The sequence below is a fragment of the Marinifilum breve genome, from assembly GCF_003202155.1.
In the GTDB taxonomy this organism is placed as follows: Bacteria; Bacteroidota; Bacteroidia; order Bacteroidales; family Marinifilaceae; genus Marinifilum; species Marinifilum breve.
On the sequence record NZ_QFLI01000008.1, the window covers coordinates 1 to 17,485 of the forward strand.

Annotated in this window: 15 protein-coding genes; 1 reads left to right on the forward strand and 14 read right to left on the reverse strand. The window is 35.8% G+C overall.

The genetic code is table 11. The features are described from left to right. The 7 genes from DF185_RS16345 to DF185_RS16375 all read right to left on the reverse strand — a co-directional run. On the reverse strand, window positions 1–588 hold a 588-nt coding region (locus DF185_RS16345), incomplete at its 3' end, for an STN domain-containing protein (protein WP_207784679.1). Between the two features lie 176 nt (window positions 589–764). Continuing rightward, window positions 765–1,922 (reverse strand): FecR family protein, encoded by a 1,158-nt coding sequence (locus DF185_RS16350; protein WP_110361840.1) that lies wholly within the window; start codon window positions 1,920–1,922, stop codon window positions 765–767. A 72-nt stretch (window positions 1,923–1,994) separates the two neighbouring features. Continuing rightward, the gene (locus DF185_RS16355; protein ID WP_133250065.1) at window positions 1,995–2,660 is read right to left on the reverse strand and encodes an RNA polymerase sigma factor; all 666 of its coding nucleotides are present in this window, start codon (window positions 2,658–2,660) and stop codon (window positions 1,995–1,997) included. A gap of 155 nt (window positions 2,661–2,815) precedes the next feature. After that, entirely contained in the window at window positions 2,816–3,505 is a 690-nt protein-coding gene (locus DF185_RS16360; protein WP_165836052.1) for a DUF4369 domain-containing protein, read from the reverse strand. Between the two features lie 316 nt (window positions 3,506–3,821). Continuing rightward, window positions 3,822–4,853, reverse strand: a complete 1,032-nt coding sequence (gene tdh, locus DF185_RS16365) for an L-threonine 3-dehydrogenase (RefSeq protein WP_243421785.1) — start codon at window positions 4,851–4,853, stop codon at window positions 3,822–3,824. Window positions 4,854–5,072: 219 nt separating this feature from the next. Next, window positions 5,073–6,518, reverse strand: a complete 1,446-nt coding sequence (locus tag DF185_RS16370; protein ID WP_110361843.1) for a site-specific DNA-methyltransferase — start codon at window positions 6,516–6,518, stop codon at window positions 5,073–5,075. A 78-nt stretch (window positions 6,519–6,596) separates the two neighbouring features. Beyond that, on the reverse strand, window positions 6,597–6,797 hold the full coding sequence (locus DF185_RS16375; RefSeq protein ID WP_110361844.1) for a hypothetical protein: 201 nt from the start codon (window positions 6,795–6,797) through the stop codon (window positions 6,597–6,599). A gap of 218 nt (window positions 6,798–7,015) precedes the next feature. Between DF185_RS16375 and DF185_RS16380 the strand changes: the two genes are divergently transcribed. Beyond that, complete coding sequence (locus DF185_RS16380; RefSeq protein WP_110361845.1) at window positions 7,016–8,329, forward strand: DEAD/DEAH box helicase; 1,314 nt, start codon at window positions 7,016–7,018, stop codon at window positions 8,327–8,329. Between the two features lie 118 nt (window positions 8,330–8,447). On the opposite strand, the gene DF185_RS16385 is transcribed toward DF185_RS16380, so the two are convergent. From DF185_RS16385 to DF185_RS16415, 7 genes are all read right to left on the reverse strand, one after another. After that, a complete protein-coding gene (locus tag DF185_RS16385; RefSeq protein WP_110361846.1) occupies window positions 8,448–8,858 on the reverse strand; it encodes a BT0820 family HAD-type phosphatase in 411 nt (136 codons plus the stop codon). Between the two features lie 111 nt (window positions 8,859–8,969). Then, window positions 8,970–11,348 carry a GumC family protein gene (locus tag DF185_RS16390; protein ID WP_110361847.1) on the reverse strand — a complete coding sequence of 793 codons (2,379 nt, stop codon included), beginning with the start codon at window positions 11,346–11,348 and terminating at the stop codon, window positions 8,970–8,972. Window positions 11,349–11,465: 117 nt separating this feature from the next. Further along, a complete protein-coding gene (locus DF185_RS16395; RefSeq protein ID WP_110361848.1) occupies window positions 11,466–12,257 on the reverse strand; it encodes a polysaccharide biosynthesis/export family protein in 792 nt (263 codons plus the stop codon). 306 nt (window positions 12,258–12,563) lie between these two features. Further along, entirely contained in the window at window positions 12,564–13,967 is a 1,404-nt protein-coding gene (locus tag DF185_RS16400) for a sugar transferase (protein WP_110361849.1), read from the reverse strand. A 172-nt stretch (window positions 13,968–14,139) separates the two neighbouring features. Beyond that, complete coding sequence (locus tag DF185_RS16405) at window positions 14,140–14,889, reverse strand: WecB/TagA/CpsF family glycosyltransferase (protein WP_110361850.1); 750 nt, start codon at window positions 14,887–14,889, stop codon at window positions 14,140–14,142. After that, on the reverse strand, window positions 14,852–16,054 hold the full coding sequence (locus DF185_RS16410) for a delta-aminolevulinic acid dehydratase (RefSeq protein ID WP_110361851.1): 1,203 nt from the start codon (window positions 16,052–16,054) through the stop codon (window positions 14,852–14,854). Before DF185_RS16410 ends, DF185_RS16405 begins: the two co-directional genes overlap by 38 nt. Beyond that, window positions 16,051–17,139, reverse strand: coding sequence for a polysaccharide deacetylase family protein (locus DF185_RS16415; protein ID WP_110361852.1), 1,089 nt, complete (start codon window positions 17,137–17,139; stop codon window positions 16,051–16,053). Before DF185_RS16415 ends, DF185_RS16410 begins: the two co-directional genes overlap by 4 nt. Window positions 17,140–17,485: the final 346 nt, after the last annotated feature.

Consider the following 17,485-nt stretch of genomic DNA (forward strand, 5'->3'; position numbering starts at 1 on the left):
TGTTACCACAACCTCAGCCAATTGCTCTGACGAAACGGTTAATGTAATATTTAAATGAGTCTGGTTGGTCACAAGAACCTCTTGAGGCTCCATTCCAATAAAAGAAAACACCAGAGTAATCTCTCCATCTGGCAGTTCTAATAAAAAATTTCCATCAAAATCAGTAGATACACCTGTATTTGAACCCTTTATAACTACAGAAACTCCAGGAAGAGGCAAGCCCTTATCATCGATTACGGTTCCTTTTATTTCTTTTTGCTGCTGTTGATCTTGAATCACAGGTTCTGGAGCTCTTTCCACAATCATGATCACATCATCTTGAAATTTACATTCCAAATCTGTTTCTTCAAAGACCTCACTCAAAACTTCCTCAACAGTAATATTTCCTACATCTAAATCAATGGCTTGCAATCCTTCAATTTTATCTTCGTTAAAGATAAAACGTAAACCAGTTTGAGTTTTAATTTCATTTAGTACTTCTAATATGGTAGCATCTTCAAACTGCATACTTACTCTTTGGTTTTGAGAATAAATACTTGCAGAGGCTCCAAATGAAATTAATAGTACTAATAGAATAGTTATTTTCATTTCCACGAGGATTTTAAGCCATTTCCTTTGATGGAAATGTGCAAACAAATTGTTTTTTTTCATAATTTTGTAATGAAATGAGTTAAAATTTGAATAGAAACCGCCAAGTATCTATTCGATAATTGATTTCGAAACGGAAGGATCTGCAAATCTTTCCGTTTTTTATTTAGAATTAATTATTTAGCCATTACTACAATAGTATTTTTGTTAATTTCAAATTTCACATTTGAGGTTTCCTGTATAAAGTACAACAAACTACTCACATCAGCATATCTTTCCATATCACCCGAAAACCGGAAATCCTTGCATTTTTCATTCATGTAAAACACCTTCACGTTGTACCAGCGTTCCAAACGCAACATGATATTTTCCAGTGATTCGTTCTCAAAAACAAAATCGCCATCCTTCCAGGCAATGTATGGTCGAACATTTACTTTTTGAATTTCGATTGTTCCCAATTGCATGTCTGCCAAGCTCAATTCTCCTGGCTTCAGTTTTTCTTCAGCACTTTTAGGACTAGCTCTTACACCAACTGAACCTTCTACCAAAACAGTTTTGATCTCTTCCTGACTGTAGGCATTGACACAAAACTCTGTTCCATACACCTTTACCTCCTGATCGTAAGAATTCACAATAAAAGCTTTGTCTTTATCATGAACCACATCGAAATAAGCTTCTCCTTTTAAGTACACTTTTCGATTTTTACCTGTAAACTGCACTGGATAGCGCAACTCTGAATCAGCATTCAGCCAAACCCTGGTTCCATCGGCCAATTGCATGCTAAACTCATTTCCTCTAGCAGTTTTTAGTGTATTGTAAATTAACCTGTCTGAAGTTGAATCACTCTTAGAATACTCCAAACCCGTTTCTGTATCCAAATGAATAAAAGAACCATCCTTTTCTTTGATCTGCTTAGTCTGATCTTCAATATCAACTCTCTTTCCAGTAGATAAAATCAACTGAGCCCCTTTCTTTCCTGGTAAAATAATTTGATTTGCTGAAATCAATTCCTGATTTTCATGATACTGATTCCATAAGTATGGAATCGAAAAGCCTAGAATAATTGCGATACTGGCTGCTGCTGCAAACCAGGTAATATAACGAATACGAGAACTAAGGCGATTCTCAAATTTCCTCAATTCTTTATTGGTGTCGATTTGATTAGATTTTAAACTCCAACGCACAAACAAAGATTTTTTAAGAATCTTCTCATAGATCTTTTGGTTCTCATCCGAAGAATTAATCCATGCTTCCACAGATTTACTTTCTTCAAGAATGAGATCTCCTGAAATGTAATCTACAATTTCCTGGTATTTTTGGTCGGTAACATTCATTTGTATTCCTATAAATTAAGTGCACTTTCACTACAAGTACAGGAAAAAATGAAAAACGGTTGACAAGAATATCTATTTTTTTGAAAAAAAGTAAAAAAGAAAAAAATCTCCCAACTTATCAGAACTGGTTCTTAATGTTTTAAGAGAACGCACCAAATGGGTTTTTACAGTTTGAAGTGAAATATTTAACTCATCAGCAGTTTCCTGATATTTCATACCCCTCAAGTAAATACACTTGACAACTTCTCTCCCTCTTTCTGGTAATCTCTCAACTTCCTCCAGAATTTTGACTACAATTTCTTCTTTGTTCGATTCAAATTCATCGTAGATTTTATCGAAACTATCAATCCCAGTTGTGTCTTTAAGTACATCTATTTTTTCAAGCTTATTGTAACATGAATTCTTAACAGCAACATGCAAATAGGAGGGCAATTTATCTGGATTCCAATTTCGGTAAGTTTTTTTTCTCCAAATACCCACAAAAAGTTCCTGCACCAAGTCTTGAGATTGATCCATATCGTTTAAAAAAGTATCAGCCCAAATCACTAAGGATTCAAAATACTTTTTAAAAAGTAGATTCATTCCCTGCTTGTTATCAGTAGATAACAATTCGCATATGTACTTATCGGTGGTTCTCATGTTTGAATGGATGCTCCAAAGCTTGTAATTTTTTTTGTTTTCTGCAAACTCAATACTAAACTCAAGACCATTGACCATTTGACTTTTTTGATTTTTCAACACTTTATGTCTTTTTCTGACATAAACAAAAAAAGAGCAGTCGAACCAACTACGACTACTCTTTTATCACCAACTAACTAACCTCATGTATTCTCTCCTCAAAAGGAAATAAACATGAAACTAAAACTTAATTTATCTATTTCTACTAATTACTTTTATGGACATAACTGCCAATATAATGCTGTATCACTAAATCTTCTTCTGAAGATTTTTTTCATTTCCGCCTTGTGGCGTTTGTTGAATGAGTTATATTCCTTTTGAACAATCGCCATCACGATAGGTGAATTTGGATTTGCACGAACCGTTTTCACAATTGACATTCTACGACGAGATTGTGCCTTTTTGATATCTTTCTTGTAATCGAACATGGTAAATTCATCATCCTGTGATAACTTTCCACCATTTTCAATTTCTTCATTCTTTTGTTTTACCCATGCCATTTTCTCTTTCACAGGAATAATATAAGCTGAATCCAATCGGTTGCAGTAAGCGTGATATTCCGATGCCAAATCATCTTTATAAACTGCAGGCTCTTTAATTTTTGATATATCACCAGCAACTGTAAAGCTTCCGTATTTGCTTACCCATATATCGAACTCACAATTTTCATTTGCATACATTGTGAATCGTACAGGCGGTTTAATTTCATTTGATCGGAACTCAAACTCGCCATCTACAACCTGGATGGTATCAATACATTTTTCACCAACTTTTTTATTGGTTTTCATTTTTACAACTAAAGATCCATTCTGAAGACCTTCAATTTCCCCCTTAATTTTTAAAGACTCTTGGTTACAAGCAAACATGAATAAACTTGCAATCAATAAATACCCTATCTTCTTCATTATTTTGTTATTTAAGTAGGTTAGGTGTTTATAAATTATTATTTGATTTTGCATGCTTTTACAGCACTTACAATAATATGACGCTCAATTCTAATTTAGGGTGAATGAATGTTGATTATTTTTTGTTGAAAGAAAAAGAATTTAACATACAGCAGCGTGCTTTCTACAATCAGTTGACAGTTTTAAGTTAAAGGAAGCAAGAGCAAACTAAGAAGCAGAGTTCGACTCTTGGACTATTCGACCATTCCACTTATAAAACAAAAAAAGCCCGGTATAAAACCGAGCTTCTCTATATCATTTAATGGTAATACTTATTCTATTCCCAATCAAGAATTACTTTTCCGCAATCTCCTTTTTCCATGATTTCAAAACCTTTCTGGAATTCATCAGCTTTAAAGCGGTGTGTAATCATTGGTGATAGATCCAAACCACTCATTAGCATTTGTTCCATTTGGTACCAAGTTTCGTACATTTCACGACCATAGATTCCTTTCAACTGAAGACTCTTAAAAATAATATCAGTCCAGTTTACAGTAGTTTGTGATGGTAGAATTCCCAATAATGAAATCTTACCTGAATTGTACATGTGACCAACCATATCATTAAAAGCAGCTGGAGCACCTGAACATTCCAAACCTATATCGAAACCAATCATACCTAGTTCCTTGATTACATCATCTAAACTTTCTTCCATTGGATTGATTACACGATCGGCACCCATTTTCTTTGCCAACTCAATTCTGAAAGGATTGGTTTCCGTAGCAACAACATATCGTGCACCTGCAAATTTTGCTACTGCAACACACATGCTACCAATTAAGCCAGCACCAGTTACCAATACATCTTCACCAATCAAAGGGAATGAAAGAGCTGTGTGAGTAGCATTTCCGAATGGATCCATAATGGCTAGCATCTCATCAGGAATTTTGTCGCTCATTTTCATCAAGTTCGATGCTGGAATAGCAGCATACTCAGCAAAAATACCATCGATGTTTACACCAATGCCTACTGTATTTTCACAAACATGCTTACGACCTCTTCTACAGTTACGACAGTGACCACAAGCAATGTGACCTTCACCTGTTACACGATCGCCAATTTCGAAACCAGTTACACCAGCTCCAATTTGAGCTACTTCACCAACATATTCGTGACCTATAATCATTCCTGGTTTGATGGTATTTTGCGACCATTCATCCCACTTATAAATGTGTAAATCGGTACCACAAATTGCAGTTTTCTTAATCTTTACAAGAATGTCGTTTACTCCTACTTCAGGAATATCTACTTCTTCCATCCAAAGACCTTTTTCTGGCTTGGATTTTACAAGAGCTTTCATTTTAGCCATGATGATGTATGTGTTTGTTGTTTTTGTTGAAAATCTAAACTGTTCTTTCCTACAGATTTAATCAATCCATTTCTGTAAAAAAGCCTCACACAAAGTAAAAAAACTTGACCTTAAATTCAAGCCCTAGCTCACCTATTAAGTAAATAAAACTGAATGTCCCAAATTGCAGCTTAAGAATTAGTCGAAATTGCGGATATTGATTCCTTATTCCAGTAATATTTACTCCGAATACTCAATTTTAAAATAATTAACCCCAGAATTATTAACAGACTGCAATTTTCCTGCTCTTTCAATTCGGTCGATAGCAATATCACTAATAAAAGAAAATCCCAATTTGTAACCAGCAGAATTCACAGCAAGCTTTTCATTCTTTTGAATACAGATAAACCTTCGATTTGAATCCGGTGAAAAGTTCATTTTGTAAATGGCATGAGCCGTAGAAGCCGAACCGGCAAAAATATCCAGTACAATATCTTCCTTATCCATTAACTGATCGAAAAGAAATATTAGCAAGTCCGTAGGTTTTGGATGTTTAAATGGTATTTCTTCAGGATACAAGTCTTTCAACTCCTTTGTCCCCCTTAATCCTGGAATATCTGTAATGATTGAAGAGAGTGGTTTTTTCTCACTTCTCAATTCATTGCGATATTTCTTCAGTAAAAATCGCTTCCCTTTTTCTTTTGGAAATACCATTTTTCCTGATTTCGTCCACTCTTCTACTCTTGCCTTTGAAAAAGCCCAATACCTGCCATTGGGTGGCAAATATTCTTCCTGTGTATTGGGATTCACGATTGGAAATCTTGCATTCTCATTGCCACTAGCTGCAGTCGGATTATCTGGAATCCAATCTCCATTTTCATCATGATCAGGATTAGAATAATTCGAGAAATCCTTTTCTTCTCCTTTAAACTTTAGCTTTGATTTATCCTTGGCATAAACAAGAATGTACTCATGAATTGTTGAGAACAAGTTGGCCGAATCATTACTAATACTTCGGTTCTCCCAGATAAAACAACCTACAAAATTCTCTTCCCCATACACCTCATTACAAATCAACTGTAAATTGTTTTTCTCCGATTCATCAATCGATATTACTACAGCCCCATCATCGGTTAAAAGGTCTTTTGTAAGTATCAATCTAGGGAAAATCATATTCAGCCATTGAGTATGAATTTCTCCACTTTCAATTTTGTGTTGGGTAAGTTCATCAACCCTACCAATATTAAATTGATTCAGATATTCAAGATAATCATCTTCTGCCAAATGGTAATTATCACTAAAAGCAAAGTTCTTACCCGTATTGTAAGGCGGATCGATATAAATCAATTTAATTTTCTCTTGATAATCCTTCCTTAGAAGTTTAAGAGCATCCAAGTTATCTCCTTCAATAAATCGGTTCTCGGAGTTTTTAGGTAAAATCGATTTCTCTTTTACAAAAACAAGCTCTGCATCACAATTTGCTTTAGCAGAATCAAGAGCTAGTTTTTTATCGTACCATGAAAGCTCATAGTTTGTATGATCAATAAAGGCATCTTCACCAACAAAAGCTTTCAACTTTTGAATATCAAGTACTCCTCCTTCAAATAACTCAGGCAAAATTGCCTTCAATTCTCTTAATTGCCTTTGCTTTTTATATGAACTTAAAAGTGATGATTTATTGGTCATGATGTTAAGGTAAGCGATAATCTGTAACGCAAACCTAACACATTTCCCATTGGTAAAAAAATTTGATTGTATCGCAGCCTAACACTCTTCAGCTACCAATAGCTTCTCATATAAATAATCATCATTACCAGTTATCCTTACTGTATATGCATCTTCAGGTAAGTTTTCTGGCAAGGATTCTTCACAAAATCGTTTTAACGAGTCAAAACTCAAATATACAACATCACCTGCAAGATTAATCACCTCAATTCTGTACATTCCTTCTTTATATATTTCCATGATTATTAGATTGTAGTTTCGTTAATACTAATTTACAAAAAACATTTTCAGGTAATGTTTTATATAGGTTAATTTAAACTGATTTAATTATTACAATCAAAGTTAAACAGTCGAAGAGTCTTGAAAATTAAAATAACAGAACTTCAACTTTGCTAAACAACCAACTGATAAATACTCATTGATCATTGTTAACTGCCAATTGTTATTACCTTTGCGGCATGCAAATAAAGACTGAAGATATTTTAAAGAAGCTGGGCATTCAGGAATTGAATGAGATGCAAAATGTTTGTGCAAAATCGTGGGTAAAATCGAATGATTTAATTCTATTATCGCCTACGGGTTCCGGAAAAACACTAGCATTTCTTTTGCCAATGTTGAAAGATTTAAATCCCGAACAAGATGGAGTTCAGGCGCTTGTTCTTTCTCCTGCTAGAGAATTGTCTTTGCAGATTGAATCAGTTTTTAAGGATATGGGAACTTCCTATAAAGTGAATTGCTGTTATGGTGGTCATTCTATGCGAATTGAAAAGAATAATTTGCAAAATCCTCCTTCAGTTTTAATAGGAACTCCGGGTAGAGTTGCCGATCACATTCGCAGAGAGAATTTTGACACATCAGGAATTAAGTTCCTGATTCTTGATGAGTTCGATAAGGCCCTTGAATTGGGATTCCAAAAAGAAATGACTGAAGTTATTAAATCATTACCTCGAAATGTAAAGAAGGTGCTTACATCAGCTACCCAAGGAATTGAAATTCCTGAGTTTGCGCGAATGAATTCACCTAAGGAAATAAACTTTCTGCCAAAGCAAAAAACAATTGCTTTAACTCAAAGAAAAGTAATGGCCAACGATAAAGACAAGCTAGATGCATTGTATAGACTCATATGCACAGTTGGAGATCAACCTGGCTTGGTTTTTTGCAATCACAGAGATGCGGTTGAACGAATTGCTGATTTGCTAAAGGAACAAAATATCAGTTGCGATATATTTCATGGAGGATTGGAGCAAGCTGACAGGGAACGTGCTTTGATCAAATTCAGAAATGGTAGCAATCACTTGTTAATTACTACTGATTTGGCATCAAGAGGTTTGGACATCCCTGAAATTCAAAATGTGATTCATTACCAATTGCCAAAAGTTGAGGAAGCATTTATTCACAGAAATGGTAGAACGGCCAGAATGCATGCGAAAGGAAATTCCTTTATTGTATTGGCCGAAGAAGAAAAAGTCCCTGAATTTATATCTGATGATATTCCCTATTTCTCTCTTAAAAGTGAAGTACAAATCCCCAACGCTCCCATTTGGGAAACCCTTTATATTGGTTTAGGAAAGAAAGAGAAAATCAATAAGGTAGATTTGGTTGGCTTCTTCTTTAAAAAAGGAAACTTACAAAAAGATGAACTTGGAAAAATTGATGTATTGGACCATACTTCTTACGTAGCTGTAAAGAGAGGTCTTGGTAAAAAGCTTGCTAATCAATTGAAGAACGAAAGAGTAAAGAAAAAGAAGATTAAGATTCAAGTTTCAAGATAAATTATAGTCTTCAGCAGACAGCTTACAACCATCAGCAAAAAATATCTGTCATTTGAAAACTATCGAGATAAGTCGAGGATCGACTATTTCACTTTTTTACCTTTTGACTATTTGACTTTTATTCTCCAAATAAGTTATCAAGAAATCGAGTAAAGGAACTACCTGACTTTTTCTCTGTTGGGTATACCTCTTCTTTTGTAGAAATCATCTTATAGATATTTCCCCAATCAGGAATGCCCCCAATATTTCTATCGTCGATGTACAAATCGGCATAAATTTTACGGCTTACACTTTCATCAAACTCCTCTTCTGGATAGTTCTTATTAACAGCATAAAATACCAAACCTTTGCTTTCGCAGTAATCCACAGCTTCGTACAATAAAGCACCTGTTCGGTAGGTCCATAGAATAAGCTGGTGTCCTTCTTTTTGCAATTCAAGTAAACTTTCAACTGCAAAAGGAATTTCAGCTCCTATTTGAGGGTATTTATGTTGCACTATGGTTCCATCAAAATCAACAGCAATAATCATGAATTTCTTATTAAGGGAATAATACTCCCTTTAAATTTATAGAATTAATCTTAGCTTTCTAAGATTATGCAAAAGAAAAAGGTTCGAAAAATTTCGAACCTTAGTTTATTTTTAATTATTACTCACCTTTTCCCAAAGCTTGCGAACAATTCCAGGCGATGGTTCCTCATAATAATATCCTTCTCCATTGGTATAGTTCCCATATGCTCCATTTGATGTTACATCATTTAGAATCAAGGATACATTATCCAAAGTTCCTCTTTCTGCGATTTGATTCACAAAATTGATTTGCTCTTTATGACTAAAACCTTGTCGAAGCACAAACAGGTTGGCATCTGCTAACTTTCCAGTAATAAAACCATCAGTTACCATTGATATTGGAGCATTGTCGATAAACACATAATCAAACTTCCCTTTTACTGCATTCAAAAACATCTCCAAACGTCCATTTTCAAGTAACTCTGCAGGGTTAGGAGGAACAGGGCCTGAAGTCACGCAATACAAATTCTTAATGTGTGTATTTTGCACCACTTCTTGCCATTTATTGTATCGAATTAGGTATGTACTTAAACCAACCTTATTCTCTAAATCGAACATTTTCTCCACTTTAGGCTTCCTCATATCTGCTCCTATCAAAAGAACTTTCTTGTTGTTCATGGCAACAATACTGGCCAGATTGACAGTAGCAAATGATTTACCTTCCGAAGGAATGGTTGAATGAACCCCAATTATTTTTGTTGGCTGATCGGGAAGAACATAGTTCAAGTTGGTTCGAAGCGACCTGAATGACTCTGAAATTGCCGATCGTGGCTGATGGAAAACAGGCAGATTATTTGGATAACGATTATGAGCAATGGTTCCCAAAAGCGGTAAATGGGTTTTCTTCACCAACTCCTCCCTACTTTGGATATTATCATTGAAAAACTCTTGCATGATAATAATCAAAAAGGGAAATCCTAAACCTAAAAACATCCCAATTAACAGGTTTATGGCAAGTTTTGGTTTAATCTTTATGATTGTGGCCAATCGTGCAGGATCAATAATTTGAGCATCAGAAACATTTGAAGCCTTTGCAATAGCAGCTTCAGCTCTCTTCTTGAGCAAGAATGTATACAACTCATTGTTCAAATCGAAGTTGCGCTTCATATTATTAAATTTCTGCTCATTTTTAGGCATTCTAGCCAACTGATCTCTCACTTTTGACATGCGTTCGCTTAGACTAGCAACCTCGATTTGAGAATTGGCAACCAAAGATTTTAGGTTTTCATCCAAACTTTGGCGAATCATATCGATTTCATTATTCAGAATCACCATACTAGGGTTTTTGGGCTGTACACTGTAGGACAAAGCCTCTCGTTTACCATACAAATCGGTAAGTTTGGTTACTAATGCAGTCAAAGAAGGATCACTAACTCCTGCTGTTGTTGGTGCAACAACTTGCTTCATCTGATTGGCATCGCCCAGATTTCGAAGTAAATTTTTATAATACTCCAACGAAATCTGTGCTTGAGAAAGTTGAGTTTCCAACTCCTCCATTTTAGCCACTACTACTCCCGCTTCTTGTCCAAGGTCTACAATCCTGTTTCTGGAACGGAAATTGGTAAAACTCTGACCAGCCAATTGCAAGGAATCCACAATTCCTTCCAATCGTGAATCAATAAATCGAACTGTATTTTCTGACTTTTTATTTTTCTCGATTAACCTGAACTGAAGGTACACCCAATTCAGTTCGTTTAAGAAATCAACGCCACGAGCAGGTTCTGAATCATCTATTCTCAGATGAATCAATTCGGCTTTCTTCTCGGCAACCGTAATTACCATACTCTCCATATATTTCAGCGTAAGCTTATCCAAATCATTAAACACAAAGTAATGATTCGCATCCTGATCTACTTTCTTTTTCTTAGGCTTGATCGTAAAATGAAAGAACTTGTTCTTAAAAGCTTGATTAAAAAAACCTTCCTTTTCAAACTTCACCTTTACCTCATCACCTTTGTATTCAGCTTCGCCATCAACTCTTATTTTATAGGTATGTCCATCAACCTGTTCAATAAAAACAGGAATGTCAGTAAGGTTTGTGCCTTCGTGTTGAATAACTTCAAAAGGCTCATTTCTATACAATCCTTTGTCTATAAACCATGTTTTCTTGTACCAGGATTGAGTCCACCCCAGGTTCTCCATTGCTTTGCGGTTTATGGTAAAGGATTTTAAGATTTCCACATGATTTTGAATATTTGCCTTATCTCGCAGTTGATATCCTTCGAACATTTGTTTTCCACTTGTCTCATCAGGATCTACATGCACCAATAAGCTACTTCGCATCATATAAACAGGGGTTGAATATTTGCTCACCAAATAGGCAATACAAATCCCCATTACTCCACAGATTACAAATATCTTCCACTTAGATAAAATTCTGTAGAGGAAATCTTTAACGTCAGGACCATCCTTCTTGTCGAAATAGTCCACTACTTCATCTACGTATTTCATATGTCTTGAATTTACTTTTCAATTGTTATCCCGATAACTATCGGGAAGAACTTGCCAATCTTGTTATTCCTCTGTATGAGAAATTTTTCTCATGGCTCGTTTCATCACAATTCTATCTTAATTGGAAATTATTAAACTGGTAATCAGTACAGCTGTTGATACTGTTGAAAGCAACAAACTGTATACATTAGAGTTCATATCGGTATTCTTAATCTTATGAGGTTCAACGTAAATTACGTCGTTAGGCTGAATAAAAAAGGCTTCCGACTTTAGGAAGTTCTTACTCGATAAATCCAATCGGTAAGTTTTACTTTCCTGATTGTTGGTTCTAATTACCAATACTCGGTTTATCCTGGCGTGATCGGTAATTCCATTTGCCATACTTAGTGCTTCCAGAATACTTAAGCTACTGTTATAATTGTAATAAACTCCAGGAGTAGTTACTTCTCCCATAACAGTCACCCTAAAATTCAATAGCTTCACTTTTACACTCGCATCTTTCAGATACTCATCGGCGTGTTCCTGAACTTTTGCCTGAGCTTCTCTTTGCGTTAATCCTGCAACCCCTATGCTTCCAATTATCGGCAAGGATATGTTCCCATTTGAATCTACCTGGTATCCATTCAAATACTGATCAGGCAATTGGCTATAAAGGTTTTGTGTTCCTTGCTGCCCCCCTATGGCCTGGGCAGGATTGTAAAGCTGACTAATCTCTGGATTCATCGACTTTATACTAACGAATAGATTATCGTTGGTTTTGATCTTGTATTCAGGCACCTTTGTTACATATTCAGGAGCCAAAACTTCAGCATCAACATCTTGTAGATAAACAAGATCTTGATTCGATCGACAGGAAATGAGACCCATTACTATAACAAGGCTCATTAGGGTAATTAATTTTTTATTCATGGTCTTGGTTTTTATTTAATTCTTTAGGTCCGATAGTTATCGGTAATGAATTATGAATCAGGTTGTACCTGATCATACTTGTAAGAAAGAATCCTTACAAAAAGATTTGAGAGATTAAATTTTATAACAGGAGATCGTATTTGGTTCTCTCTGGTGACTGATAATATTTCTATAGAATTACATCCCCCTGAATCCCCCTTCAAAGGGGACTTTGGAAGCTGCATTTTTTCAACTGTTTACTGTTTACTGATCACTGCTAACTGATAACTGATAACTGATAACTGATAACTGATAACTGATAACTGCCTACTGTCCATCCCCAGTTAGAACCACTTTAATGGTGCTAAGGAAAAGCATTAAGTCTAGCTTTAACGACCAGGTATCGATGTACATCATATCTAACCTCATCCACTCATCAAATGGAATGTTGTTTCTTCCTGAAACTTGCCAGATACAGGTAATTCCTGGCTTCATACTCAATCGGCGTCTTTGCCAGCGTTGATACTGCTGAACTTCAGATGGGATTGGAGGACGAGGACCCACAATCGACATCTCGCCCTTAAGAACATTAAAGAATTGTGGAAGTTCATCCAGTGATGTTTTGCGCAGGAACCTTCCCACTCGAGTAACCCTAGGATCGTTTTTAATCTTAAAGACTGGTCCTGATTGCTCATTCATATTTTCCAGTTTTACTCGAAGAGCTTCTGCATTCTCGACCATCGTCCTAAACTTTAAACATTTAAACAATCGTCCGTTTAAGCCAACCCTTTCTTGTTTGAAAAATATCGAACCGCCATCCTCAATTTTAATGGCAATGGCTATGCTTAGTAACACAGGAGAAATCAATATGACAATGAAGAATGAGAATACAAAATCGAGAATTTCCTTCACTTTTAAAGCGAAGTAGTTTTTGGTGTTGTTTGCAAAGGTCAAAAATGGAAGTTCCTTAAAATAAGTCAAATGAGAACGCATACTAACCACACTCAATAACTCGGAATATACTCTAAAGGTTACTCCAACTTCCGAACAAGCATAGATTAATGCTCGCACTTCATCATTATTAAATTTTCCCTTACAGTAAATTACCTCATCCACTACATTGGCATCAATAATCTCATTCAATTGAAAATGCTCATGCATTACTCTTACATGCGAATCGTATTTGTTTTTAATGATCTTTCCATCCGACATGATCGCCCAAACACGATATCCCCAATCGCGAATAAAAAGCATTCTATCAATAAAGTGCAGGTAAGAATCATCATCGGCTACAATCAATACATTGCGTGTATTGTATCCTTTTCCTCTAATTTTCTTGAAAATGGTATAGCTCAACATTCTAAAGTTGAACAAAACTGTCATATTCAAACAGGCAAACAAAGCCAATATTAATACAGGAACAGTATCGGTTAAAAACAAGCTTCCCAAATACAACAAGCCTGAACTGATGAATACCATTGCAAAATATTCGGCAAACAATTCGGAGTAGGTTTTTACCCTTAACATTTTCCCTAAATTGAATTCCTTAATAAGAGTGTACCATATTGCAATAATCATTAAATATACAATATTGGTATCGTGAGCAGCAATTTCAACTGGCCGCAAATAATTGTTCGTTGCCCAGGCAACAAACCAATAGCAGCCTAAGGACAAAGCAACCTGAACTATGGTGCTTATCCTTGCCAGTGTTTTTTCTCGTCCTTTAATCATGTTTGGTTGTTTAAGGTTTTAAAGTGAATTTATTTATGGTTGTTTTATATTGTTTTACGCTTTAAAAACACCCCCCTATATCCCCCCTGAATGGGGGACTTTAGCAGATGCATTTTAATCGCGCCACTGATAACTGATAACTGATAACTGATAACTGATAACTGTTTACTGTTCACTGTTCACTGTCCACTGAAAATCTCTCCCTCAGTACATAGTAAATAAATAGCGAATTGGTCACCAGGTATCGCTTCCACATTCTTCCGGGTTCTTGTAAGAATCTATAGAACCATTCCAATCCTGTTTTTTGCATCCAAACGGGTGCTCTTTTAACTTTTCCTGCAACTACATCAAACGATCCTCCAACACCCATAATGAAGGGTACTTTCAACCTGTCTTTGTAGGTGTTTAAAAAAATCTCTTTGGTTGGTGAACTAATGGCTACAAACAAAATATCAGCTTTCGATTCTGCAATTTGAGCAGCGATATTGGCTTCCTGATCTTTCTTAAAGTATCCATTGCGATATCCTGCTATGATTTCCTTTCCAAATACCGATGTATATTTTCTAACTACCTCAGAAACTACCTCTTCTTTTCCGCCAAAAAAGAAAATCTTATACTTTTTCTCAGAAGCAAGAATTACCAGCTCTTGCATTAAATCAACGCCTGCAACACGCTCGGGCAATGGTTTACCCAATAAACTCGCAGCCCATACCACTGCCATTCCATCAGCATTAATAATATCACTATCAACTACCGACTGATACAACTCCTCATCCTCTTGCATATTAACCAGCTTGGCTGCATTAACCACAATGTGTTGAATTGATTTTTTTTCGCGAATCGAATCATCGATAATATCAATGGTTTCGCGCATTGTTAAAACATCAACCGGCGAATTCATTATTGTAACTCGTTTTCTCATAATCCGGTGTTTTTAAGGTTTCTAATAAATAGGTTGATAAAGCCAAAAACATCCAGGCCTGAGCCCATCGAATGTATGGTATCTTGGTTTTAAAGTTTTTCCCAGCTCTGAAATAGAAATATCCTTCAGGACTTTGCAGGTTTGATATGGTCCAATTCAATACCCGATCTACCAATTCCTCCTGCAATTGAAAAGCACCAAGCTTACTTAAGGTGATTGGCAATTGTGCCGGACAATGTATATCTACAGGGTAAGTTGAATTGTTAAAGTATTTAGGAATCCCCTCTTCGGTAAAGAAATGATTCAGGTAATATTCCAGTCCTTTTTCTATATTCTCATGGAAGGATTCATCCTCTGTATATTTCTGGTAATCGGCCAAAGCCTCCAGGTTAAATCCAGTATGGAAATTATCAATCCACTGATGATAAGGTAAAGTTCCATACGCCCACGATCCATCTGCATGCTGATAATTAATACTAAACTGAACTGACTTTTTCGCTTCCTCAGCCAACACCTCACCTTTGGTAATGGAATAAATTCGAGCTAAAGTTTTACTTCCCAGTAATGAAGCGTTAAACACTCTTGTTTCATCTAGTGGTGAATAGGAAAAACAAAAATCACCATTTCCATCGTAGGTGCGATGCAAATCGTTCAAAATAAAATCTTTCGCGCTAATGGCTGTTTCCAACAATTCTTTATCGCCCAATATTTCGTAGGCATCCAACAAAGCGTTGGTAACATATGATGTAACCACAACCGAAGGTGTTCCTTTGGGTTGAAAAAATGCCCTGGCTTGCCAATCGAAGTTGTATCCCCAACAAGCTCCCGACCATCCTGTCGATTGCAATTCCAATATCTTCTGACTTAAAAAAAGGATCCGGGATCTTACCTCCTGTGTGCGATCAAGCTGATAAAGCTTACAATAACCACTAAGAAATAAACCAAGACCTTTAGGATTATAAGCTTTCTTAATCCCTGCAAGATCCCGGAAATTCATTGGATTTCTTTTAAAGGCCTGAATCCATATCAATCTCATCAATCGACTTTTGTTCAAAAAAGGAATCGACTGGAAAAGTTTGGAGTTTAATCCATCATAAGGATCCCAACCTTTGTATTCTTGGTCTTCTATATAAACTCGAAGTTTTTCGAGACTTTGTGCTATCATTTATTCGTGTGTGTTTCTTTAATTTGAACAATTGCTTCACTAATCGTGAAGAACTTTAACTTCCCTCCTGATGCTTTCATTGCCAAAAACTCAATAGCATCGGAGTAGTAGAAATCTTTCGGATGTCCCACCAATACAAAAGGATGAAAGGATGTATTGGAACTCTCCTTGATCTTGATGGCTGCATTAAGGAACTTCCGCATTTTCGATTTCGAGAACAGGCAAAAATCCCATGTAACGGCTTCTTTATCCATTAAAAATTGGAGGATTTCCCATTTCGTTTTCTTAGTACTGTTGTTCTTAAACTTTTCAATAGAATTCGCCTTGTTCTTTAAAGCTGATCGAATCCTCACCAAATCGTATTTCGAAATTCTTCTGATTTTTTTTGCAAAAACAGGCAATTCCACAAACTCCTTTTCATTCTTGCTGGCTGCTAACAAAGAGCCATTGGTAAACCAATAAGGAATTTCCTTCTTTACAAGGGTATAGTCGTATTTCGACAGTTCACTCTCAGCTTTTCCACCATAATAAACCGAACTATCGGCTATAAATTCATTCTCTTTTAATGCTTTTAACAAACGTTCCGATGGATCGATATTGTAACCTCCTGCCCGCAATACATTGCATTTGTATAATGGATTAATTGGCCGTAGCATATTTTCCAACTCCTCTTTGCCTTTGCGAATCAATTTGCTCAATCCCATACTGATTTTCTCATTGGCCTGATCCGGAACTTCTGGCAATCTCCAGTAATCCATATTCAGTTGCCACTCTCCATTATGATATTGTGCATCAATCCATTGTGGATGAAGGTGCAGTTGAATATCATGCCCCAACTGATGAGCTTTCTTAATCTGATTGGCCATGGCTTCGGCAGGATTTCTTTCGTATCCCATCGACTCACCGCTTTCATATACTTCCTTCAGTTTCCAATACTCTACCACCTCAAAGAATATGGTGAGTTTCATTCCATACTTAGAACAAATTGCAAGTAAGCGATTGGTAGGTTCTATAATATGCGTAAACACATTACCTCTTCCCGATCCAAACAACTCATAGTCTAATGTCAAACAAAGTGAGATCATTCTTAAGTATTCTTATACTACTTCAACTAAAAAGGTGGACTTATTTATTGGGTATAATGCTGATGTAATTAATGAATGGAATTGTCAAATAATAATTCGAATAAGATTAACTTCATTAGACCCTGAGTTCGATTAACAATTACACTTACATCTATTCCAGATACATTTTCATACTTGTTTTACTTCCTAACACTAACTTTCTGTCCTTTTACATCTATTCCAAGTGATCTTCATCTTTCAACACAGCCAGTTCATTATAATTTTAATACACTTACATTTAATTTACATTGCCTTACATCTACTCCAGATACATTTACAGATGTATTTTGTACTCTTACACTTACTC

Bases quoted from the DNA above. Each gene is read 5' to 3' on its own strand.
- DF185_RS16350 (WP_110361840.1), bottom strand. From the start codon at position 1,922: ATGAATGTTACCGACCAAAAATACCAGGAAATTGTAGATTACATTTCA.
- DF185_RS16380 (WP_110361845.1), top strand. From the start codon at position 7,016: ATGCAAATAAAGACTGAAGATATTTTAAAGAAGCTGGGCATTCAGGAA.
- DF185_RS16360 (WP_165836052.1), bottom strand. From the start codon at position 3,505: ATGAAGAAGATAGGGTATTTATTGATTGCAAGTTTATTCATGTTTGCT.
- tdh (WP_243421785.1), bottom strand. From the start codon at position 4,853: ATGGCTAAAATGAAAGCTCTTGTAAAATCCAAGCCAGAAAAAGGTCTT.
- DF185_RS16385 (WP_110361846.1), bottom strand. From the start codon at position 8,858: ATGATTATTGCTGTTGATTTTGATGGAACCATAGTGCAACATAAATAC.
- DF185_RS16400 (WP_110361849.1), bottom strand. From the start codon at position 13,967: ATGATTAAAGGACGAGAAAAAACACTGGCAAGGATAAGCACCATAGTT.
- DF185_RS16415 (WP_110361852.1), bottom strand. From the start codon at position 17,139: ATGATCTCACTTTGTTTGACATTAGACTATGAGTTGTTTGGATCGGGA.
- DF185_RS16410 (WP_110361851.1), bottom strand. From the start codon at position 16,054: ATGATAGCACAAAGTCTCGAAAAACTTCGAGTTTATATAGAAGACCAA.
- DF185_RS16395 (WP_110361848.1), bottom strand. From the start codon at position 12,257: ATGAATAAAAAATTAATTACCCTAATGAGCCTTGTTATAGTAATGGGT.
- DF185_RS16405 (WP_110361850.1), bottom strand. From the start codon at position 14,889: ATGAGAAAACGAGTTACAATAATGAATTCGCCGGTTGATGTTTTAACA.
- DF185_RS16375 (WP_110361844.1), bottom strand. From the start codon at position 6,797: ATGGAAATATATAAAGAAGGAATGTACAGAATTGAGGTGATTAATCTT.
- DF185_RS16370 (WP_110361843.1), bottom strand. From the start codon at position 6,518: ATGACCAATAAATCATCACTTTTAAGTTCATATAAAAAGCAAAGGCAA.
- DF185_RS16390 (WP_110361847.1), bottom strand. From the start codon at position 11,348: ATGAAATACGTAGATGAAGTAGTGGACTATTTCGACAAGAAGGATGGT.